Here is a 20,904-nt window from a genome sequence, read left to right as displayed (position 1 = left end):
GCCACCGCCTTTTTATCGGTGGCTATTTCATATTGATTATTCAGCAAAGCTAAAACTCGCTTCACATGTAATCGGGAAATTCATCGAATTGGCAATCATGCATTCATGATGCGCTTCTTCATGCAGTTTTGCTGCAAGCTCTTGATCGGCACCTTTTTCCAAAATAACTTCTGGTCTTAAAGTAATTTGGGTAAAGTGACCACGTTTAACTGGATCTGCATCCTCCATAAAGCCAAGTGCATGGTCGACATAACTCAGCACATGAATATGATTGACTGCACATAGGTGCAAATACCAAAGCTTATGACAAGCTGAAGCTGATGCGACCAACAAATCCTCAGGGTTCCATCTAGTCACATCGCCTAAATAGGCAGGGTCTGATGAACCTTGAATCGTGGTTTTCTGAGGATGTTGAATACTAAAATCTCGTTTATATGAACGATAAGATGACGTACCAGTACCCGTATTGCCTTCCCACTGTATTTTTACTTCGTATTCGTGAATGGTCATTTTATTCTCAAAGTTCATGGTTTAAGTCGATAGTAACAAAGCAAAGTTTAAAGTGAAAAATTTAATTTAAGTTTCAACTTAGGCTTAAATAACGAGCACTTTAAAATGTCTTGATAAAATCTCCTGCCAATTTATGCTAACGTATCTGTGTTTATTTTGGCTTGATGTCTGTTTCTATGTCCGTACATTTTCTACATACTTCTGACTGGCATTTGGGGCAGTTTTTTTATAATCATTCACGACACTACGAACACCAACAATTTTTAAGCTGGTTACTCACTCAAATTCAAGAAAAACAACCGCATGCCCTGCTCATTGCCGGCGATATTTTTGATGTGATTAATCCGGGCTCTCAAGCACAAAAACAACTCTACCAATTTTTAGCAGATGCACACCGTATTGCACCGCACATGCAAACGCTCATGATTGCAGGTAACCACGACTCAGGCTACCGTATTGAACAGGTCGAACCACTATTAGAAAAATACAACGCAAAAACCGTGGGCGTGGTTCGCTGGAATGAAGACAAAACTCTAGATCTCGATCGACTACTTTTACCTATTTATAATCAAAATCAAGATATTGTGGCGTGGTGCCTTGCCTTGCCTTTTTTACGTTCAGCGGAAATTACGGGCTTTAATGAACATACCACCAACAGCAAAAATGCGATTGCCTATTTGCACCAACAACTCATTGCTGAAGCCAAACGTCGTAAAACACCAGACCAAGCGCTTATTTTGATGTCACATGCCCACATGCAAGGTGGGGAAACATCCGACTCTGAACGTCCAATCATTATTGGTAATGAAGAAGCTCTTTCAACGACTTTGTTTGAAGATGCAGTCGACTACGTGGCTTTAGGGCACTTACATAAACCACAAAAAGTAGGTCAGCCGCACATTCGTTATAGTGGCTCACCAATTCCTCTTTCCTTTAGTGAAATTAACTACAAACATCAAGTGGTAGAGGTCAAAATTGACCCAGCTCAAGAGACAGACAACCGTTTGCAATTTGAAGCTGTAGAAATTCCACGTTGCATACAATTCCACCGTATTCGTGGTGAATTAAATGAGGTCTTGCAACAACTCAAAGCATTGCCAAACGGCGTGATTGAGAATATTGACCACCGTGAATATATCGATATTGAATATTATAGTTTAACGCCGCCACAACCTAATTTACGTCAGCAGTTTGAAGCGGCTCTACCGCCTGACCGCTACCGTTTAGTGCGTATTTCACGTCAATATGTGAATAAAGATGCTACCGATTCAAATACTACTCAGCAAATCGCTCTTGAACCACCAACACCAGAAAAACTCTTTCAAAATATTTGGGAAAAACAAGGTTACAGCGCCGATGATGCTGTCTTAAAAGATTTTCTGAGTCTGGTACAAGAAGCACAAAAACATCTTGAAAATGATGCAACCCCTTAAGGATATGTCATGAAAATTTTATCCATTCGAATAAAAAATCTGGCATCTCTTTCTGATGAACACTTTATTGATTTTGAAAGCGCACCTCTGGCCCATGCGGGTCTCATTGCGATTGTGGGGAAAACGGGTGCAGGTAAGTCGACCATTTTAGATGCCATGTGTCTGGCTTTGTTTAATCGGGTTCCTCGCCTTAAAGACAGCGACGGCAAATTAAAAGATGTTGATGGTTCAGAGTTACTCACTAACTCACCTTTGACTGTATTACGCCGTGGTACAGGGCATGGTTTTGCTGAACTTTGCTTTATCGCACAAGATCAAAAACGCTATTTGGCACGTTGGGAAATTAAACGTGCGCGTGAGAACCCAAATGGTAAATTACAAAGCGTACAACGCCTTTTAAAATGCCTAACCGATGGTGTGGTGCTTGCCGACAAAGCCAAAGCGGTTGATGAAAAAGTTAAACAAATTACCCAGCTTTCATTTGAACAGTTTACGCGTGCTGTATTACTTGCACAGTCAGAAGTAACCGCATTTTTAAAAGCACGAGACAGCGAACGCGGTGAATTACTAGAGTACCTGACCAACTCCAGTATTTTCGCCAAAATTGGTGAGCTGGCTTTTCGTAAAACAGCCGATATTGCAAAGCAGCGTAAACAGCTTGAAGAGTTCTTAGGCCATATCGAAATTTTGTCTGATGAAGAGATTGCTGCATTTACCGAACAATATCAGCAAGCCGAGCAAAACCATCACCAGTTAGAACAACAAAAAAATGTCTTAGATAAACAGCAACAATGGTTTGAGCGTAAAGCAAAGCTTGAGCAAGAAGTTCAAGCTAAACAACAACAGTTTCAAACCCAGCAAAATCACCATCAACAATTGGCTGGTGAGCGTGAGCAATTAAAACGGCTCGAAGTTTTCTCTGAAATACGCCAACAGGTTTTTCAGCAAGCTCAAAATTTACAAACGCTACAACAACTTGAGCCGCAAATTCAGCAAGCTCAAACCAAGTTTAATGAGTTGGTGCAAATTTTTGAAACGGGACAAAAACAATATCAACTTGCAGAACAACAGCTCAAACAGACGCTCGATTTTGAGCAGCAGCATCAACAAGCTTTAAATCAAGTTCGACAGTCCATTCAAGAACGCGCCTTTATTGCCGATGAATATAAAAAGTGCAAAGAAAAAAGAAACGTACTTGAGCAGAAACAGAGTCCACTGCAACAACAGCAAAACACTGTGCAACAGCACATTGCGCAGCTTGAGCAGAACCAAATTCATCTACAACAGCAGCTTACTCAGACTCAGCAATATGCTGTGTTGGACAAAGGCCTCTCAGCGCATCTGCATCAGCTCGGACAATTTATTCAAAATTACCAAGCGATTGAACAACAGCTCGGTAACCCTACCCTTGCCCGCCAAAAGCTAGCGGAAGCTAAAAGTGAACTCGAACAACTCGTAACTTCACTAGGCACAGTTGAACAGATTGAGTTAAAACTTGAACAACAGCGTAAAGACAAAGATCAGAAACTTGCTCAAATCACTCAGTTAGATCTGATTCAGCAAAAAATAAAAACCTATCATGAGTTATATGCTGAGCTTCAGCAATTCACTGAAAAACAAACTCAGGCCTCAGCCCAAGAGCAGGAGCTTAAAACCGTCTGCCAGTTAGCTGAACAAGACTACCAAACAGCAAAAACTGAACGTGAAAATTTACAGCACATTTTGCAACAGCAGCGTTTATTACACACCGAAAATATTGAGCAGTTACGGGCCAATCTTAAAGACGGCGAAGCTTGCTTAGTGTGTGGAAGCACACATCACCCTTACCGTGTTGATGACAGTGCAGTCTCTAAAGCTTTATTCGACTTGCAGCAACAACAAGAGCAACAGGCAGTAGCGCTAGAGCAAACTAAATTTAACGCATGGCAAACCCAACTGCATGCGCTTACCCAGTGTCGTGCCGAGCTTGAGCAAGTTCAGAAATACTTAACTCAACTTCAAACAAAACAATCAAGCTTGCAGCAAGAGCTTGAGCAAACATTTAAGCTCAATCAATTACATATTGAGCTTAATCAAGCTCCTGAACAAATCTTGCAAACGCTCAACGAACTCAGACAAGCCGCACAAACTGCGATAAGTTCATTTGATTCAGAAAACTTGCGTTTAACTCAAGCGTTAAAACAACATAATCAGTTGGTTCAATCTATTCAGCGTAATGAGACACTTCTAAACACGGCACAGCAATGGCAACAACAAGTTCAACATATTGTTGAGTGTCTATCTGAAACCGAACAGCACGCGTGGCAGCAGTCGAGTAGCCAAACGGCTAAACAAACTTGGACTATTCTTGATGCACGCGCCAAGCAACTTGAACAACAAGAACAACTTTCACAACGTTTTGAACAACAGCAACAAGACCTTAAAATGTTAGTTGCCAATCTTGAACAAATAACAAAGCAAATTGATGAGGTCGATCAAAATCTCAAAGACATTACGCTTAAAGGCCAACAGAATAATGAAAAAGCGGTGTCGCTCATTCAACAAATGACTGGTCGCGCTGACATTAAACCGCACGAATGGTTAATTGAGCACGATGCCAAACGTCAGCAGCAACAAACGGCATATCACGAAGCTAAACAGCGTTTCGAACAAACCAGACAGCACTTTGAACAGCAAAAACAGGCGCTCGACCAACTCAAGCATCAGCATCAACACACTGCACAACATCAGCAGCAGATTGATGAACAAATTCAAAACTGGTTAAAGGCCCATGCTGATTTTCAAGCATCTGCTCTTACGGCGCTTATGCAGATTAATTCCGCCCAAGAGCAAGACATTCGTAACCGTCTTAATCATGCCGAGCGTCTATTAAGTGAAGCTTCTTCTGCCCTTAAGACCATGCAAGAGCAATTAAGTGAGCATTTACAAACTCAGCCAGATATTGAACATGAAAAGCTTGTTAGCCTCATTCAAGACAATATTGCAGAGCTTAAAGCACAACTTGAAGTACGTGATCGACTTAAGCTTAAACTCGAAGTGCATCAGCAAAATCTTGCGAAGCAGCAACAATACGCTGAGCAAATTCAAAACATTCAGCAAGAAGAACATCGGTGGAGCAAAATTTCAGGTCTGATTGGCGATGCTAAAGGTAAAGAGTTCCGTGACTATGCCCAGCAATATCACCTAGATATTTTAGTTGAACATGCTAACCAGCAACTGGCGATGCTTTCTCAACGTTACACGTTAAAACGTCTAGAGCAATCGTTAAGCCTTGCGATTATTGACCATGATATGGATGGAGAAACCCGCTCTGTCGCATCTTTATCTGGTGGTGAGTCATTCTTAACTGCCCTTGCCTTGTCTTTAGCCATTGCCAATATGGCCTCTGGTTCAATGAAAATTGAATCTCTATTTATTGATGAAGGGTTTGGTACTTTGGATGCTTCTTCTTTGCACATGGTCATGAATGCTTTAGATCAATTGCAAAATCAGGGACGTCAGGTCATTCTCATTTCACACATTCAAGAAATGCATGAGCGTATTCCTGTTCAAATTCAGGTGAAACCACTTGGTGCTGGCGCAAGTACAATTGAAGTCGTAGGCTAATTTATTAGGATTTCATATCTTAGACTTGATTGAATCTTATAGAATAAAGGGGCGTATTATTTACGCCCCTTTATTTCTTGTATGGTCTTGTACTAATTTTTTATTTTTAAAACATCAAAAAATTAATTCACGCAGAGTACGACAACTGCAAAACCGATACAGTACATACCGAACAAATGCCAGCGTCCATGTTCTAACCATGAAGACAACCATTTTAGCGCCAAAAGACCAGCACCGAAGCTAAAGCACATGCCCAATAGGCTTGGAACCATCGAATGGAACATTTGTCCATGAGCTACGGTTTGTAAGCCTTGAGCGTGAATTAAACGATATAACTCTTTTAAAATTACTGCTGGTGTTAGTACCACAGCCAACGCAAAACTGAACTCTTCAGCCTTTTGACGTGATACCCCTAAAAATAGCCCTGTAGAGATGGTTGCACCAGAACGTGAAAAGCCACGGAAAGGTAAACATAAAGCCTGCACCGCCCCAATAATAGAAGCACTACGCAAACTAATTTCACCTTGTTGTCCGCGATCTAAACGTGAAGATAAAATAATCACAACACCTGCCGAAATCAGCGCAGCTGCCATGAGTTTTGAGTTACTAAACAAATGCTCAATTTCGAAGGTGCTCGCGCCGCCGAAGAACACATGTTTAATCAGAGATTGAAGCGCTAAACCGAGTACGCCTGTAATAAGCGTTGCCAAAATAATATAGAAGGCTTGTTTTTTAAAACTTTCCCAAGAAGAAAAATAGGTTTTACGCCAAGATTTCCAAAAGTAGACAATCACTGCAAACATCGTACCTGTATGTAACATCACAAGTAAGAAGGTCATATCAGGTGCAGATGGATCATACCCCATTAACTTTTCAGCTAAAATAACGTGTGCGGAACTAGAAACTGGCAATAATTCAGCGAATCCCTGAATGATTGCCAGAATGAAAACATGCAATAAATCCATACATTACACACTCAAATATTAAAATATCTGGGTTATAAGCTAGGAAAATTAAATTTAAATTAACAAATTACAGTTACCTGACAAAACGGTTATCTAAATTGTAAAAGTCATTTTTTCTCAACTGTATCACGCTTTCCAAATAATGCCGTTCCTACACGTACCATGGTTGAACCTGCTGCAATCGCAGCGTCTAAATCACCTGACATTCCCATGCTTAATGTGTCCCAGTGTTCTGGGTTGGCATGTTTTTCTTTCACAGCATCAAACAAGGCTTTAGCATCTACAAAAGCGACGGTGTTATCTGGCGCTGGAATCACCATCAAACCACGTAGTTTAATTTTTGCTAATTGGCTAATTTGAGCAACTAACTCCGCAACCTCATCTGGTGTACAACCATCTTTACTGTCTTGCCCGTCAATATTCACTTGCAAACAAATATTCAAGTCAGATTGATCTTGAAGTCTTTGATTAGATAATCGCTCAGCAATAATCAAACGATCTACACCATGCACCCAATCAAATTTTTCAGCCAAATGTTTAGTCTTATTGCGCTGAACATGACCAATAAAATGCCATTCAATTTCTAAATCTTGTAAAGCTTCGATTTTGTCTAAAGCTTCTTGTAAATAGTTTTCACCAAATGCTCTTTGTCCTGCTGCATACATTTCACGCAAACTTTCACTCGGATGTGTTTTTGATACGGCTAAAAGTTGCACAGTTTCAGGCGCACGCTGAGCATGTTCACAAGCAACTCTGATTTGCTGTAATACGTGCTGCCGCGCATCTTGCAGGTAATTCATTGACAAGGTTCTCATTTTCAAAAAACTTTTTTGCTTTTCACCTAAAGCGAGGTGTTGGTAAGCCTCGGTGAAAGCCGTATATTATTCTACAAAATAATGACATATTTTGATTTACTTGGGGAAATTATGGATATTACAGAGCTACTCGCCTTCTCTGTGAAAAATGGCGCGTCCGATTTACATTTATCTGCTGGCATGCCACCGATGATTCGCGTTGATGGTGAAGTCCGTCGCATTAACTTACCGGCTCTAGATCATAAAGATGTTCACCGTCTGGTCTATGACATCATGAATGATAAACAACGCCGAGACTACGAAGAAAAGCTTGAAACTGACTTTTCTTTTGAAGTGCCAAATGTTGCTCGTTTCCGTGTTAACGCATTTAACCAAAACCGCGGTGCTGGTGCAGTATTCCGTACCATTCCATCAAAAGTACTCACGATGGAAGATTTAGGCTTAGGGCAAATCTTTAAAGATATTTGTGATTACCCACGTGGCATTGTGTTAGTTACAGGCCCAACAGGTTCGGGTAAATCTACGACGCTTGCAGCGATGATGGACTATATCAACGAAAATCGTTATGACCATATTTTAACGGTTGAAGACCCTATCGAATTTGTACATCAGTCTAAGAAATGTTTGATTAACCAGCGTGAAGTACATCGTGATACACATGGCTTTAATGAAGCACTTCGTTCGGCACTGCGTGAAGACCCTGATATTATTTTGGTCGGTGAGATGCGTGACCTTGAAACCATTCGTTTAGCACTTACTGCTGCCGAAACGGGTCACTTGGTATTTGGTACGCTCCATACGACTTCTGCTGCAAAAACCATTGACCGTGTGATTGACGTATTCCCTGCCGAAGAAAAAGACATGGTTCGTGCCATGTTATCTGAATCTTTACAGGCTGTTATTTCGCAAACTCTACTTAAAAAGAATGGCGGTGGGCGTGTGGCAGCACATGAAATCATGATTGGTATTCCTGCGATTCGTAACTTAATTCGTGAAAACAAAGTTGCCCAAATGTATTCATCAATTCAGACTGGTGCAAATCATGGCATGACGACACTCGACCAAAGCTTAAAAGGTCTAGTTTCTCGTGGTGTGATTAGTCCACAAACGGCTCGTACTGCTGCAAAACAGCCTGAATCATTCCTATAAAAAGAATTAGAGAATAAATATGGATTTTAATGACTTACTCAACCTCATGGTTGAAAAAAAATCATCCGATCTTTTTATTACAGATGGTGTTGCGCCATCTATGAAGATTAACGGGCAAATTGTTCCAATTTCAAAGAATAGTCTTTCAAGTGAGGTTATTGGTCAACTATTACATTCCATCATGAGCGAAAAACAGCGCAAAGAATTTGCGGACACTCGCGAATGTAACTTTGCCATTATGAACCGTGATAAAACTGCCCGCTTTCGTGTGAGCGCTTTTCAGCAGCGTGACATGCCCGGCATGGTACTACGTCGAATTGAAACTAAAATTCCTTCAATTGATGACTTGCAGTTACCGCCTGTTCTTAAAGATTTATCAATGACCAAGCGCGGCATCATTATTTTTGTTGGTGCGACAGGTACGGGTAAATCGACGTCTTTGGCTTCAATGATTAGCTATCGTAACCACAACACTAAAGGTCATATCATTACCATTGAAGACCCAATCGAGTTTATTCACGAACATGCGGGCTGCATCATTACCCAACGTGAAGTCGGAATCGATACGGACTCATTTGAAATTGCCTTAAAAAATACTTTGCGACAAGCACCAGATGTCATCTTGATTGGTGAGATTCGATCTCGTGAAGTTATGGACTACGCGATTGGCTTTGCTGAAACAGGTCACCTTGTATTGGCCACAATGCACGCCAACAACGCTAACCAAGCACTGGACCGTATCATTCACTTCTTTGAAAGTGACCGCCACAGTCAGCTCTACATGGACTTATCTCTTAACTTAAAGGCCATGATTGCTCAGCAACTTATTCCAACGCCTGATGGTAATTCTCGCCGCGCCGCAATTGAAATTTTAATTAACTCACCATTAATTTCAGATTACATTCGTAAAGGTGAAATTCATGAAATTAAAGATTTAATGAAACGATCACGTGAACTCGGTATGCAAACCTTCGACCAAGCATTGTTTGATCTCTATAAAGCAGGCCAAATTACCTACAAAGATGCATTAAAACATGCCGACTCACCAAATGATTTACGTTTGACGATTAAGCTTGCTGAAGAAGGACCTGATCAAATTGCAGGCACAAATCAGCATTTAACCTTCGACCGACAGTAATTTCTTCATAAAAAAAGGAAGGTTAAACGTAACCTTCCTTTTTTATTTGTTTTCTTTGTGTGAAAACGATTATTTCTTGCGCAGAACTTCCTGACATTCAGGTTCGTTACAGTAACCGTAGAGGTTCAATGAGTGACCCGTTAAGGTAAACCCATGTTGCTCTGCTACAGCATGCTGTTCCTTCTCGATAACATCATTAGTAAATTCAATAACTTTGTTGCAATTATGGCAAACCAAATGATCGTGATGATCTTCTTGCATAATTTCGAAAACAGAATGATTATTTTCGAAATGATGACGCTGAATGATACCTGCAGCTTCAAATTGTGTTAACACACGGTAAACTGTCGCAAGACCGACATCTTCCCCTTGTTCTAACAAAGTCTTGTAAATATCTTCAGCACTAAGATGATGTTGCTTTGAATTTTCTAATAATTCCAAAATCTTAATTCGTGGAAGGGTAACTTTAAGTCCAGCTTTGCGCAAATCTTGATTGGAAATAGGCATGAAAAAAGGTCTCTCAACAAATCTCAAGTTGGAATAGGCAATAGAATTTAGATGAAGTATGATCTATCCTTTGATCAAATGCATCATAATTTATTGGGATAGTGTAGCAAAATGCAAAAACTCGTGCTGACGTTATTAGTCACTTCACTCCTTGCTGGTTGTTCAATCTTTGGTGTATATAAGGTTGATATTCCTCAAGGGACTCCTTTGACCAAAGCTCAGGCCTCTCAAGTACAAGTCGGCATGAATTTCCAGCAAGTGCGTTTTTTGCTTGGTAGTCCAACTGTGACTGATCCACTCAATCCTCAGCGTTGGGACTACATTTACAACTATATCCCGGGAACTTATGCTAAAAAGGCAAAAATCCCCGCAGCACATGGTCAGCATTTAAAAATTTACTTTGATGGCACTGGCACAGTAACTAAAATTGAAGGTTTAGAAACTATTCCAGAGTCGCAACCAGGTTTACCTGCTTCTAAAGAAGCGATTTTAACTGCCCCACCACTATAATCGTTTTTTCTAATAAAAATAAACCCCTCAAGAGAAATACTTCGAGGGGTTTTATTTATGGGGCTTATTGCTTTAAGCGATTACTTTTAATATATCGCCCCACAGGATTTTTCTCGGCGCGTTTACGGCGTATATCCTTAGGATTAATCGTTAAAGGCCGATAGACCTCTACCCGATCACCTGCTTGTAGTACTGCATCAGCTTCTACTTTTGCACCAAATATGCCAAGTTGTAATGGCTCAGGCAAACTTATCTGTGTCTGCAACCCACTCGCTTCAACTGCTTGTAATGCTGTCATTCCAGCTTCAAATGGAATAGCAACTAGAAACTGTTGCTCTGGGGCTGCAAAAGCAACCCACACTTGCTGAGCTTTTTCCATCAGATAATTTGTCCAACTACCGCAATCATGGCAATTACAATTGAAAGCGGTAAAACAATACGTACCGCAATACGCCACAAGTTATAGAACAACTCATTGCTAAAATTCATTGATTTACGCAAGTGGCTAATTTTCATAATCCAACCAGCAAAAATTGCATAGATCAGGCAAATGAGTAATCCCCAAAGCATCAAAATCAGCGTAAAGATGCCGTGAAGTTCAGGCACAGCCCAAACTGCAATTGCTACAACAATAATCACCCATTGTAAAACGTACATCAGTTGACGTTGAGCAAGCTGCTCTTTAGCAAGTTGAATAAACAGAGCTGTTGTCATTACCGCAGTAAAAATCCAGGTAAAAACAGGAAGCTGTGCTTGAAGAGAAAAGAAACCAAACGCTACGACAGCAATTAACTGAGCTAACCAGATTGGAAGTACAGTTCGGGTAGCGCCTTCTTGAGAATGAATTACAGACAAGCTATTCTGCCAGTAAAGCCCTAAGCCTAAACCACTCGCAACAAGAGCAAGTACAGTTGCATTACCCCATTCTTTAAACTCAACATTTGTCCAATGCCAAGGCTGTAAAGTCGTTCCCATTGTATTAGCTAAAACAAGAGAAGCGATTACACCGACTGTCATTAACACAATTAAAATCTGACGCGGAATAAAAGATAAAATTAAAGCCGCAACTGCAAGACCAGCAAAAACAATTTGACCAGAAACACTGTTATTGAGCTGTACTGTCAGTAAATTACCAGCAGTACTAAGTACATTCCCGGCTAAAAATGGAATAAAAATAACTGCAAGCCAACCAGCCAAACGCCATTTTGGTGAACTATCTGCTTCACGAGTTAAACTTGATAAAGCATTTAAAGCAGTAGTCTTCGACCGTTTTGCTAAGGCAATTTCTAAATAACAAACTGGCAGAGCCAATAACAGCATTGTGCCCAACCACAATAACCAGAAATCGATTTGACGATCAATCTGGATCCCCATAGCGGGTGCCAATGTCGCCATAATGATGAAAGACAAGCAAAACGCCATCAGGGGCGATAACCATCGTGACATAGGTATGTCCTGCATTATGCATTCCTTGAAAAAGACTATGGATATTTTGCCCGTCTCATGCCTGAAAATCAAAGTTTGCTCAATAAAAAAAAGCAAACTACCGAAACGATAGTTTGCTGCGCTAACTAAAATTATAAGTTTTGTTATTTAAGTTATGCGAAAAACCGAGCAAACCAGTTTTTCCCTTTCTTCTTTTCTTTTTCTCTAATAATTCCCATCATATTTTCTTTTACAGCCCCCACATAATCAGCATCATCATGCTGAATATGGTTAATTAACCATTTTGCTAAAATTTCTTGTAGCTCTTTTTCAACAGTATGTCCCATTTCAAAGCGCTCACGATATAACTCTATTTTTTTAATAAACAAGTCATGTACACGTTTATGTGGTACACGATATTTATAATCGGCTTCCTCTTGTAAACTTTCTTCGAAAGTAAAATGAGATTGCGTGTAATCAATAATATTATCTAAAACATCTTTAATTCGACGTCTATCTTCATCATCTTTTACATCATCAATTTCATTAATATAATCAAGTATTCGTTTATGTTGTTCATCAATAACATCAATACCCGTATTATATTCTGAAGCCCATTTCATTTTCATACATCTCCCCAATGATGTTCAATGACTGTTGCATAAACCTCATGATATATTTAAAGAATATAAATAAAAACAAAGCTATTTTGTCGGGTTTATCATATAAAAATTATATTAAACATAAATTATTGTTTTTATTTATTTTTTTAAAAATTAACCAACTAAAATAATAAAGTATTTTTTAAACAAAATACTTTATTATTAAACGTTTAATATATATAGATATTACTATTTATATATTTTAAATATACTTTATATTAATATTGATCTGCACGAGTAATACGCTTAAGTTCAGGATTTTCCTGCTCACGCTTTAATCTCTCTACATAAGTAATTGCTTTTTTAATTGGCTCGCCATGTTGAAATAAAATCATTTCACCGGGTTGATAAGCTGTCCAATTTTCATTATGTGTTAAAGGTTCAGTTGTTATTACTGCTACACGATCTTCAGGGGTTGTTACCTGACTAAAATCAACTTCAACATCTAAATCAATTAAATGAGCCTGATTAAATGGATATTCTCGAACCAACCAATGTAATTTAGTAATCGCATAACTAAATAATGCCTTGCCATTCGATAAGCAATAATTAAATGTGCCGTACTCAGCAATTTGTGGTGAAATTTTTTCTAATACTTCAAATATCTGTTCAAGGCTTGGTTCTTCATAGCCAAAAGCTTCAACGAGTTGATCGAGCAAATAACAAAATGCGCGTTCACTGTCTGTATTGCCCACAGGCGTAAAACGTCCACTCAGTGGTGGATCAAAGTCATGTAAATCACCATTATGGGCGAAAATCCAATGACGCCCCCACAACTCTCGAATAAAGGGATGGGAGTTTTCTAAAGTGATTTTACCTTGAGTCGCTTTACGAATATGCGCGATCACATTACGTGATTTAATAGGATAATTACGGATAAGATCGGCAATTGGAGATTCAACTGCCGACTGGTTATCGACAAATAAACGGCAAGCTTTATCTTCGAAAAATGCAATACCAAATCCATCACTATGGTCTGAGGTAATTCCTGCACGCTGTGAAAAACCACGGAAAGAAAAAGTAATATCCGTTGGTGTTGCACAATTCATTCCTAATAGCTGGCACATATCGCTTTTAAACTACTTCTAATTACCCCATCTGCTCTATTGTGCATGAGAGTAAAATTGCTTGCAAATCTCAATATGTGCTGGCTATTAGAAAATAGAACATATGATTAACGCTGACCCATTTTATTCATGACAAATGAAGTCGCAACTTTATTCACTTCCAGAAATACAAAATAATCTAGACAGTTAAACTCTTCATCAAAAAAAGCCTGTTTCGATAATTTTGATTGCATGCTCAAATACATTTGGAACAACTTTGGCATACGTTCGTCTTGTGGAAAGCTAAACTCAGGATATTCAGGTTCGTAGATTTTTTTCGAACGGATATCAATGGTTTTACTTTCAGATAATTGCTGAATCTGGCGATGCGTGTAGTACGCTCTAGCCAAATTATCTTGCAAATGGATACTGACGCAGCCCATTAAATATTTAGCGCGCATTGACCATAGCACTTTCGGTGCAAGGTTCAACCACAGTGTCGATAATGCTTTACCATTACGAAAGCGAGGATGCACACAGGTACGCCCTATTTCTAATACATTAGGAAGATGTGATAACTGAGGAACAATATCAAACTCATGTGCACTGTAGCTTTGTGCAATCTCATGACCTTGAAATAGTTTTAGACGGGTATATGCGACAATCTCTCCAGTCCACTTTTCGCGTAAGACTGCATGCTCACAACCAAAATCATAAATGTCTTGGTCTAAGTTATCTTCAAAATGAATTCCAAATTGTTGGCTAAATTGTTGTGCACGAAACCGCTGTACATCTTGTAATTCTTTTAAATTATCAACCCATTCAAAACGAAATTGTGTCTGATTTATTGCTTTATGACGATTTAAAGGTAAAGTCCAGGTTTGGCGATATTGATTAAATTTTTCCAGCATAATGAACGCTCCTAGTGACACCCCTTACACTAGTCAAAGCTCATGACAAAAAAATGACCAAATTAAAATGGTATAAAAAAAGACCACCTAGGTGATCTTTTTATTGAGAATAACGGATTTCTTAAGCTGTTTTAGTGCGATTAGAAATGAGTGTTCCAACCCCATGATCAGTGAAGATTTCAAGCAATGTTGCATGTGGTACGCGACCATCAACAATATGTGCGCTCACAACACCACCTTTGACAGCATCAAGTGCACAACCTACTTTAGGAATCATACCGCCATAGATCACGCCTGTTTCAATGAGACGATCAACTTCTTGCGTAGTAAGGCCAGTTAACAGATTTTTATTTTCATCAAGCACACCAGTAATATTGGTAAGCAAAATTAACTTTTCAGCGCCTAGTGCTTCTGCAACCTTACCTGCAACTAAATCAGCATTAATATTATAAGTATTACCTTCTTCATCTACACCTAATGGCGCAATCACTGGAATAAAGTCACTTTGAGTGAACATTTCCAATACATCGGTTTTAACGCCTGTTACTTCACCAACCATACCCAAGTCGATATGTTTGATAGAACCGTCTTCTTCTTGCTTTTCCATAAGTAATTTACGGGCACGAAGTAAATTACCATCTTTACCTGTTAAACCAATTGCACGGCCACCATGTTTATTAATCAGGTTAACAATTGATTTATTTACGCTACCACCTAATACCATTTCAACCACTTCCATGGTTGCAGCATCAGTTACACGCATACCGTCAATACGGTCAGACTCGCGGCCTAACTGCTTTAAAAATGAGTCTACTTGTGGTCCACCACCGTGAACAACAATCGGATTTAACCCGACAGTTTTAAGTAAAACGATATCGCGAGCAAATGAACTTTCGAGCTCTGGATCAGTCATCGCGTTGCCACCGTATTTCACCACCAGCGTTTTACCAGTAAAACGTTGAATATACGGCAAAGCTTCAATCAAGATTTTTGCTTTGTCGACACCGATATGCTGATGTTGGGGCATTACGCCTCTCCTTACTTAGGCCTCTGAAAGTTCTTGTGCAATTTGCGGATAGTGTTCTTGCAACATATCTACAAATTTTTGCTGGATTTCCTTTAATCGTAAAGGATTATCTGCATCAAATCTTACTGTAAAATATTCACCAGTATTTGATGCTCGAATAATGCCAAAACCATCATCAAAATCAAGACGTACGCCATCGATTTTACTGATGCGGGCACCTAAACGATGACTTAAAATTTCAATATCTTGTAATACATACTTTGGATCAGACTGATACGTACCAATATAGGTATCTTCTGTACAACATCTTTCTGGATAAGGAGCAAACAATTCAGAAATTGTTGTCGCACTCGATTGTGTAAAATATTCCATTACACGTAATGCAGCATATAGACCATCGTCGTATCCGAAACCACGCCCATCATTAAAAACGTAGTGGCCCGCATATTCTCCACCAAAAATGGCGCGTCCATTTGACTGAGATAAATAAGCTCTTAAGAAGCTACTTCCCGTACGGATCATTTTTGCTTTTCCGCCAAGTTGTTCAACCGTTTTTTGAACCATGCGTGAACATTTCACGTCAAAAACAATTTCTTGCTCAGGGTGTTGTTCTAAACACATTTGCGCAAAAAGTGATAATAAACGGTCTGCTGTCAATATCTGGGCTTTTTCATCGACTAAAACGACACGGTCTCCATCACCATCCAGAGCAATGCCAATATCTGCCTGCTGCTCAACCACTGCTTTACGCAAATGAGTTAAATGAGCTGCATGCGAAGGGTCTGGTGCATGATCTGGAAACTCTCCATTCGGATGGGTTCGTAAAGCAATGACTTCACAGCCCATTTTTTCCAATATTAATTTTGAGCAGTGCCCAGCAGAGCCATGTAAACCATCTAAAATAACTTTTAAAGGACGTTTTAATTGAATATCTTTAAAAATGGCTTGCTGGTATTTCTGGCAAAATTCAGCTTTAAATTGAGGTAATGTTAACTCAAGTACAGAAATGGAATGAGCTGGTACATAATTTTGAGCTTCGTCACCCACCTGCTGAATCATTTCCGGAGATGGAGGTTCACCTTTTAAAATCCACTTAATACCATTATCCGATTTTGGATTATGGCTTGCAGTCACCATAATGCCATTGCCACCAAAATCTCTCGCAATGTAATACATCATTGGTGATGAACAACAGCCAATGTTGGTAACGTTTAAACCTTGTTCTATTAAAATCTCTTCAATTAATTGTGCATAGGCTGGACTTGTGAGACGGGCATCATAGCCAATCACTAATTGAGTTTGTTCTGCTTGTTTGTATTGTTGTGCCAATCCGTAGGCAATCGAACGAACAACGTCCGCGGTTAAGTAAGAAAGTTTGCCTCTAATATCGTAAGCACGAAAAATACTTTTTGGAAATGAGTGTCTTACATTCATAGCGTATCTTCTATTTAAAGATCAATCCGATCTATCGCAAAAACATAGATTATTCAAAATTTTTGAAAGGTTTGTTTGCTAAAAAAGTTAAAAGAATATGAGTAAAGCGTGTTGTAATATAATCCATTGTAACATTCAAGATATAAAAAGAAACGCCTGTTCAACAGGCGTTTCTTTTTCGTTAATATTTTAAAAAAACTTATTGTTTACCTGTGTGACCAAAGCCACCAGCACCACGTAAAGTTTCTTCAAATTCTTCTACTTGCTCAAATTCAGCTTGTACGACTGGCACTAAAACATATTGTGCCAAGCGCTCACCTGGTTCTAAACTGAATGTTGTTTGACCACGGTTCCAAACTGAAACCATCAATTCACCTTGATAATCTGAATCAATCAAACCAACTAAGTTACCAAGCACGATACCGTGTTTATGACCTAAACCTGAACGCGGTAAAATTAAACCAGCAAAATTTACATCATGAATATAAATTGCCATACCTGTTTTAACTAAAACAGTTTGTCCTGGTTCAATATCAATTGCTTCATCGACGCAGGCACGTAAATCTAAACCCGCTGAACCTGCTGTTGCATATGAAGGTAAAGGCCATTCTTTACCTAAACGCGGATCGAGCAATTTCACTTGAACTTTCATGGGATTTCCTAAAAATTAAAAAAATTAACGCTTTAATAAAGCTTTTAAATTTGCCAGATATTGTTGAGCCTGTTCTTTAGGATCAACATTAGCCGCAATTTTCTTTTTACGCCCTAACCACTCCAGCTCATCTTGCGGAAGTTCATCAAGGAAACGGCTTGGGGTCATTTGTTTCATCTGTCCACCATTTTTACGCTGTTCTGCCAGTGTTAACGTTAAACCTTGGCGTGCACGGGTAATTCCCACGTACATGAGACGGCGTTCTTCTTCAATGGTTTCTGCTGCAATCGAGTTTTTATGCGGCAATAGTTCTTCTTCGAGCCCCATAATGTACACATATGGGAATTCCAAACCTTTTGCAGCATGTAGAGTCAGTAAGTTAACTTTGTCAGTATCTTCTTCTTCCTGCTGCTGTTCTAAAAGGTCAAGTAGAACCAGTTTTCGAATGACACTTTCAATATTCTTTTCATCAACGTCTTCTGCACGGTTAATGAGGTTTTGAATACTGGTAAATAAATTCTCAATGTTATCGAGCTTACTTTTCTCTTGTGCAGGTGTTGCAGACTGTTCACGAACGTAATCCATATAACCAGCTTCGTTCATCATTTGACGAACTTTAGGCACAGGTTCATCGTCTTCCAACAATTCACGTGTAAATGTCGCGATAAAGTCAGCAAATTCATGAAGCTGAGTTTCTGCCTTTTTAGGAAGCACCATGCTTAAACGTTGATCAGCAGAAGCACCAAGTAAAGACAAATTATTTTCTTGTGAGAATAAACCTAACTTCTCAAGAGTAACTGGGCCAATCGCGCGTTTAGGCGTATTAATAATACGCAAGAAAGCACTGTCATCTTCTGGGTTAATAATGAGACGTAAATAACTCATCACGTCTTTAATTTCTGCACGAGCGAAGAACGAAGTACCACCAGATAATTTATACGGAATTTGCATTTGGCGAAGCTGTGTTTCTAATACACGCGCCTGAAAGTTACCACGATATAAAACGGCATAATCTTTCCAGTTTTTACCGTTCATCAGCTTATGAGTAAGTAGGTCTTTGACCACGCGCTCTGCTTCATCGTCATCATTACGACAGGTAATAATTCTGATGACTTCACCATGGCCTTTATCACTCCACAATTTCTTATCAAAAATATGCGGGTTATTTTGAATAACACAGTTCGCTGCTTTTAAAATACGGCTCGTTGAACGGTAATTTTGTTCAAGTTTAATAATTTGTAAATTTGGGAAATCCTGCTTAAGCAAAGCCATATTTTCAGGCTTGGCTCCGCGCCACGCATAGATTGACTGGTCATCGTCACCTACCGCGGTGAACTGACCCATTACCCCAACTAAAAGTTTCACCAAAATATACTGAGCGGTGTTGGTATCTTGATATTCATCGACCAATAAATAGCGAACACGGTTTTGCCATTTATCACGTACTTCTGCATTTTCTTGCAGTAAACGTGTTGGCATAACAATCAAGTCATCAAAATCGACTGCATTGTAGGCACGTAAATTACGTTCATAAAGCTGGTAAAGATGGGCAAACTGTACATCTTCAGGTGTTTCACAAGTTGAATGTGCTTGCTCTGGCACGATCAGATCATTTTTCCAATCTGAAATTTTCTTCATTGCCTTAGCAATTAATTCTTTACTCTCCGCACCTGACAAATTGTCACGATGCATCAAATCCATCAAAATGCGCTTACAGTCATCTGCATCTAAAATCGAAAAATTAGCTTTTAAAGGTAAATTTTTAAGTTCTAAACGTAAAAGGTTTAAACCAAAAGTATGGAAAGTCGAGACTGATAAACCTTTTGATTCTTCACGTGACAAGAGCTTGGTCACACGCTCTTTCATTTCACGGGCAGCTTTGTTTGTGAAGGTCATCGCAGTGATACGATGCGCTGGAATACGGCAATGCTGCACCAAATACGCAATTTTACGCGTAATTACCGATGTTTTACCTGAACCAGCACCAGCAAGCACCAATAAAGGGCCCTGAGTATATTTCATGGCTTCTTCTTGCTTGTTGTTCAATTGACTGGCAGATGACATCGTGTATTACCTCTTAATTTTTCGAGCATGATTATAGTCATCTCTGTTTTAGAATCCCAATAGTAAATCTATGGATATGTATAAATGATGTCTAATAATGCAATTTATGCGCCGCAGAATGTCGTGATTATTTCTTATACTGCACCCATAAAAAAACCACCCGAAGGTGGTTTTTGAAACAATAAACTAAATCTTATTGTTTAGCATAAATGCTGATTTCTACACGACGGTTTTGTTCACGGCCAGATGCAGTTGAGTTATCTGCGATCGGGTTAGATGAACCATAACCTTGCGCGTCGATACGGCTAGCAGATACGCCTTGGCTAGCTAAATAACTACGTACTGATTGAGCGCGTGCTTGTGATAATGGAATGTTAATTGAATCATTACCAGTGTTATCAGTATAACCTGTTACAAGAATTGCACTCTTGTTATCTTCAGCCAAAGTTTGAGCAACTTTGTTTAAAGTTGAATAGAAGTTTGGCTTGATGTTTGATTTGTTTGTATCAAAAGTAATGCTACCAGGCATAACTAATTGAACAGAACCATCTGGATTACGGTTAACGTCTACACCAGTACCCGCCATTTGTTGACGTAATTTTTTCTCTTTTTGGTCAAGGTATAAACCACTAGCGCCACCAAGAACTGCACCAATTGCTGCAGCACGGTTGTTTTGACGGCTAGAGTTTGCACTTGATTTAGAAATACCGTAACCAGCTGCTGCGCCAATTAAAGTACCTAATGCGGCTTTATCGTATTCAACGCCACCAAGGTTGTTACCTGTTGTTTGACAACCAGAAAGTACTACTGCTGCCCCTACCACTGTTGAAATAACTAATGCACGCATTGCATGCCTCCTCACTTTGAGTGTTTTGTTGTTGAGTGAATAATGAAACAAAAAGGAAGTATAAAACATTGATATTTTGTTAATAATAAACAGTTTAGTTATGTTTTTGTAATATTTTGATGCACTTTAAGATGCTACCTCATCACAATTTCTTCATTGTTGTCTAAGATATCGTTGTATTTCATATTATGACAGTTATAGTT

Annotated in this window: 19 protein-coding genes; 5 read left to right on the top strand and 14 right to left on the bottom strand. The window is 39.2% G+C overall.

The window, feature by feature from the left end:
* Window positions 1-36: 36 nt before the first annotated feature.
* Window positions 37-510 carry an OsmC family protein gene (locus AC1PJP_RS12715; RefSeq protein ID WP_479767065.1) on the bottom strand — a complete coding sequence of 158 codons (474 nt, stop codon included), beginning with the start codon at window positions 508-510 and terminating at the stop codon, window positions 37-39.
* 164 nt (window positions 511-674) lie between these two features.
* Between AC1PJP_RS12715 and AC1PJP_RS12710 the strand changes: the two genes are divergently transcribed.
* Both AC1PJP_RS12710 and AC1PJP_RS12705 read left to right on the top strand, forming a co-directional pair.
* Window positions 675-1,943 carry an exonuclease SbcCD subunit D gene (locus tag AC1PJP_RS12710; RefSeq protein ID WP_479767064.1) on the top strand — a complete coding sequence of 423 codons (1,269 nt, stop codon included), beginning with the start codon at window positions 675-677 and terminating at the stop codon, window positions 1,941-1,943.
* A gap of 9 nt (window positions 1,944-1,952) precedes the next feature.
* Window positions 1,953-5,549, top strand: a complete 3,597-nt coding sequence (locus tag AC1PJP_RS12705; RefSeq protein ID WP_479767063.1) for an AAA family ATPase — start codon at window positions 1,953-1,955, stop codon at window positions 5,547-5,549.
* A 122-nt stretch (window positions 5,550-5,671) separates the two neighbouring features.
* Here AC1PJP_RS12705 and AC1PJP_RS12700 read toward each other — a convergent pair whose 3' ends face one another.
* On the bottom strand, window positions 5,672-6,514 hold the full coding sequence (locus tag AC1PJP_RS12700) for an undecaprenyl-diphosphate phosphatase (RefSeq protein WP_479767062.1): 843 nt from the start codon (window positions 6,512-6,514) through the stop codon (window positions 5,672-5,674).
* Window positions 6,515-6,621: 107 nt separating this feature from the next.
* The gene (locus AC1PJP_RS12695) at window positions 6,622-7,314 is read right to left on the bottom strand and encodes a YggS family pyridoxal phosphate-dependent enzyme (protein WP_479767061.1); all 693 of its coding nucleotides are present in this window, start codon (window positions 7,312-7,314) and stop codon (window positions 6,622-6,624) included.
* A 126-nt stretch (window positions 7,315-7,440) separates the two neighbouring features.
* On the opposite strand from AC1PJP_RS12695, the gene AC1PJP_RS12690 reads away from it, so the two are divergent.
* Together AC1PJP_RS12690 and AC1PJP_RS12685 are read left to right on the top strand one after the other, a co-directional pair.
* Window positions 7,441-8,478: a type IV pilus twitching motility protein PilT gene (locus AC1PJP_RS12690; protein ID WP_003653239.1), complete on the top strand. Its 1,038-nt coding sequence runs from the start codon at window positions 7,441-7,443 to the stop codon at window positions 8,476-8,478.
* A gap of 19 nt (window positions 8,479-8,497) precedes the next feature.
* The gene (locus tag AC1PJP_RS12685) at window positions 8,498-9,616 is read left to right on the top strand and encodes a PilT/PilU family type 4a pilus ATPase (RefSeq protein WP_479767060.1); all 1,119 of its coding nucleotides are present in this window, start codon (window positions 8,498-8,500) and stop codon (window positions 9,614-9,616) included.
* Between the two features lie 69 nt (window positions 9,617-9,685).
* Here AC1PJP_RS12685 and fur read toward each other — a convergent pair whose 3' ends face one another.
* Window positions 9,686-10,123: a ferric iron uptake transcriptional regulator gene (fur, locus tag AC1PJP_RS12680; protein ID WP_002121758.1), complete on the bottom strand. Its 438-nt coding sequence runs from the start codon at window positions 10,121-10,123 to the stop codon at window positions 9,686-9,688.
* Window positions 10,124-10,234: 111 nt separating this feature from the next.
* Between fur and AC1PJP_RS12675 the strand changes: the two genes are divergently transcribed.
* On the top strand, window positions 10,235-10,633 hold the full coding sequence (locus AC1PJP_RS12675; protein ID WP_003653245.1) for an outer membrane protein assembly factor BamE: 399 nt from the start codon (window positions 10,235-10,237) through the stop codon (window positions 10,631-10,633).
* Window positions 10,634-10,697: 64 nt separating this feature from the next.
* Here AC1PJP_RS12675 and AC1PJP_RS12670 read toward each other — a convergent pair whose 3' ends face one another.
* From AC1PJP_RS12670 to AC1PJP_RS12625, 10 genes are all read right to left on the bottom strand, one after another.
* Window positions 10,698-11,012, bottom strand: a complete 315-nt coding sequence (locus AC1PJP_RS12670) for an RnfH family protein (protein ID WP_416661813.1) — start codon at window positions 11,010-11,012, stop codon at window positions 10,698-10,700.
* Window positions 11,012-12,079 (bottom strand): hypothetical protein, encoded by a 1,068-nt coding sequence (locus AC1PJP_RS12665; RefSeq protein ID WP_151767742.1) that lies wholly within the window; start codon window positions 12,077-12,079, stop codon window positions 11,012-11,014. Before AC1PJP_RS12665 ends, AC1PJP_RS12670 begins: the two co-directional genes overlap by 1 nt.
* A gap of 152 nt (window positions 12,080-12,231) precedes the next feature.
* Window positions 12,232-12,687 (bottom strand): bacteriohemerythrin, encoded by a 456-nt coding sequence (locus AC1PJP_RS12660; RefSeq protein ID WP_013198763.1) that lies wholly within the window; start codon window positions 12,685-12,687, stop codon window positions 12,232-12,234.
* Between the two features lie 251 nt (window positions 12,688-12,938).
* Entirely contained in the window at window positions 12,939-13,787 is an 849-nt protein-coding gene (locus tag AC1PJP_RS12655) for a class II glutamine amidotransferase (protein WP_151821698.1), read from the bottom strand.
* Between the two features lie 107 nt (window positions 13,788-13,894).
* A complete protein-coding gene (locus AC1PJP_RS12650; RefSeq protein WP_004794129.1) occupies window positions 13,895-14,677 on the bottom strand; it encodes a GNAT family N-acetyltransferase in 783 nt (260 codons plus the stop codon).
* Between the two features lie 121 nt (window positions 14,678-14,798).
* Window positions 14,799-15,704: an acetylglutamate kinase gene (argB, locus tag AC1PJP_RS12645; protein ID WP_004794131.1), complete on the bottom strand. Its 906-nt coding sequence runs from the start codon at window positions 15,702-15,704 to the stop codon at window positions 14,799-14,801.
* 15 nt (window positions 15,705-15,719) lie between these two features.
* Window positions 15,720-17,138, bottom strand: a complete 1,419-nt coding sequence (locus AC1PJP_RS12640) for a phosphomannomutase/phosphoglucomutase (protein WP_013198765.1) — start codon at window positions 17,136-17,138, stop codon at window positions 15,720-15,722.
* 199 nt (window positions 17,139-17,337) lie between these two features.
* Window positions 17,338-17,790, bottom strand: coding sequence for a dUTP diphosphatase (gene dut, locus AC1PJP_RS12635; RefSeq protein WP_479767059.1), 453 nt, complete (start codon window positions 17,788-17,790; stop codon window positions 17,338-17,340).
* Between the two features lie 24 nt (window positions 17,791-17,814).
* Window positions 17,815-19,854: a UvrD-helicase domain-containing protein gene (locus AC1PJP_RS12630; protein ID WP_004794135.1), complete on the bottom strand. Its 2,040-nt coding sequence runs from the start codon at window positions 19,852-19,854 to the stop codon at window positions 17,815-17,817.
* Window positions 19,855-20,047: 193 nt separating this feature from the next.
* Window positions 20,048-20,701 carry a YiaD family glycine zipper/OmpA-like lipoprotein gene (locus AC1PJP_RS12625; protein WP_005303150.1) on the bottom strand — a complete coding sequence of 218 codons (654 nt, stop codon included), beginning with the start codon at window positions 20,699-20,701 and terminating at the stop codon, window positions 20,048-20,050.
* Window positions 20,702-20,904 lie beyond the last annotated feature (203 nt).

Source organism: Acinetobacter sp. V116_7 (genome assembly GCF_056735735.1).
Note: the sequence above shows the minus strand (reverse complement) of the source record. Positions and strands in the feature narration are given on the sequence as shown.

What these genes read in the sequence shown, in the direction of transcription:
- AC1PJP_RS12715 (WP_479767065.1), bottom strand. Translation starts at nt 510, where the DNA reads ATGACCATTCACGAATACGAAGTAAAAATACAGTGGGAAGGCAATACG.
- AC1PJP_RS12710 (WP_479767064.1), top strand. Translation starts at nt 675, where the DNA reads ATGTCTGTTTCTATGTCCGTACATTTTCTACATACTTCTGACTGGCAT.
- AC1PJP_RS12705 (WP_479767063.1), top strand. Translation starts at nt 1,953, where the DNA reads ATGAAAATTTTATCCATTCGAATAAAAAATCTGGCATCTCTTTCTGAT.
- AC1PJP_RS12700 (WP_479767062.1), bottom strand. Translation starts at nt 6,514, where the DNA reads ATGGATTTATTGCATGTTTTCATTCTGGCAATCATTCAGGGATTCGCT.
- AC1PJP_RS12695 (WP_479767061.1), bottom strand. Translation starts at nt 7,314, where the DNA reads ATGAATTACCTGCAAGATGCGCGGCAGCACGTATTACAGCAAATCAGA.
- AC1PJP_RS12690 (WP_003653239.1), top strand. Translation starts at nt 7,441, where the DNA reads ATGGATATTACAGAGCTACTCGCCTTCTCTGTGAAAAATGGCGCGTCC.
- AC1PJP_RS12685 (WP_479767060.1), top strand. Translation starts at nt 8,498, where the DNA reads ATGGATTTTAATGACTTACTCAACCTCATGGTTGAAAAAAAATCATCC.
- fur (WP_002121758.1), bottom strand. Translation starts at nt 10,123, where the DNA reads ATGCCTATTTCCAATCAAGATTTGCGCAAAGCTGGACTTAAAGTTACC.
- AC1PJP_RS12675 (WP_003653245.1), top strand. Translation starts at nt 10,235, where the DNA reads ATGCAAAAACTCGTGCTGACGTTATTAGTCACTTCACTCCTTGCTGGT.
- AC1PJP_RS12670 (WP_416661813.1), bottom strand. Translation starts at nt 11,012, where the DNA reads ATGGAAAAAGCTCAGCAAGTGTGGGTTGCTTTTGCAGCCCCAGAGCAA.
- AC1PJP_RS12665 (WP_151767742.1), bottom strand. Translation starts at nt 12,079, where the DNA reads ATGTCACGATGGTTATCGCCCCTGATGGCGTTTTGCTTGTCTTTCATC.
- AC1PJP_RS12660 (WP_013198763.1), bottom strand. Translation starts at nt 12,687, where the DNA reads ATGAAAATGAAATGGGCTTCAGAATATAATACGGGTATTGATGTTATT.
- AC1PJP_RS12655 (WP_151821698.1), bottom strand. Translation starts at nt 13,787, where the DNA reads ATGTGCCAGCTATTAGGAATGAATTGTGCAACACCAACGGATATTACT.
- AC1PJP_RS12650 (WP_004794129.1), bottom strand. Translation starts at nt 14,677, where the DNA reads ATGCTGGAAAAATTTAATCAATATCGCCAAACCTGGACTTTACCTTTA.
- argB (WP_004794131.1), bottom strand. Translation starts at nt 15,704, where the DNA reads ATGCCCCAACATCAGCATATCGGTGTCGACAAAGCAAAAATCTTGATT.
- AC1PJP_RS12640 (WP_013198765.1), bottom strand. Translation starts at nt 17,138, where the DNA reads ATGAATGTAAGACACTCATTTCCAAAAAGTATTTTTCGTGCTTACGAT.
- dut (WP_479767059.1), bottom strand. Translation starts at nt 17,790, where the DNA reads ATGAAAGTTCAAGTGAAATTGCTCGATCCGCGTTTAGGTAAAGAATGG.
- AC1PJP_RS12630 (WP_004794135.1), bottom strand. Translation starts at nt 19,854, where the DNA reads ATGTCATCTGCCAGTCAATTGAACAACAAGCAAGAAGAAGCCATGAAA.
- AC1PJP_RS12625 (WP_005303150.1), bottom strand. Translation starts at nt 20,701, where the DNA reads ATGCGTGCATTAGTTATTTCAACAGTGGTAGGGGCAGCAGTAGTACTT.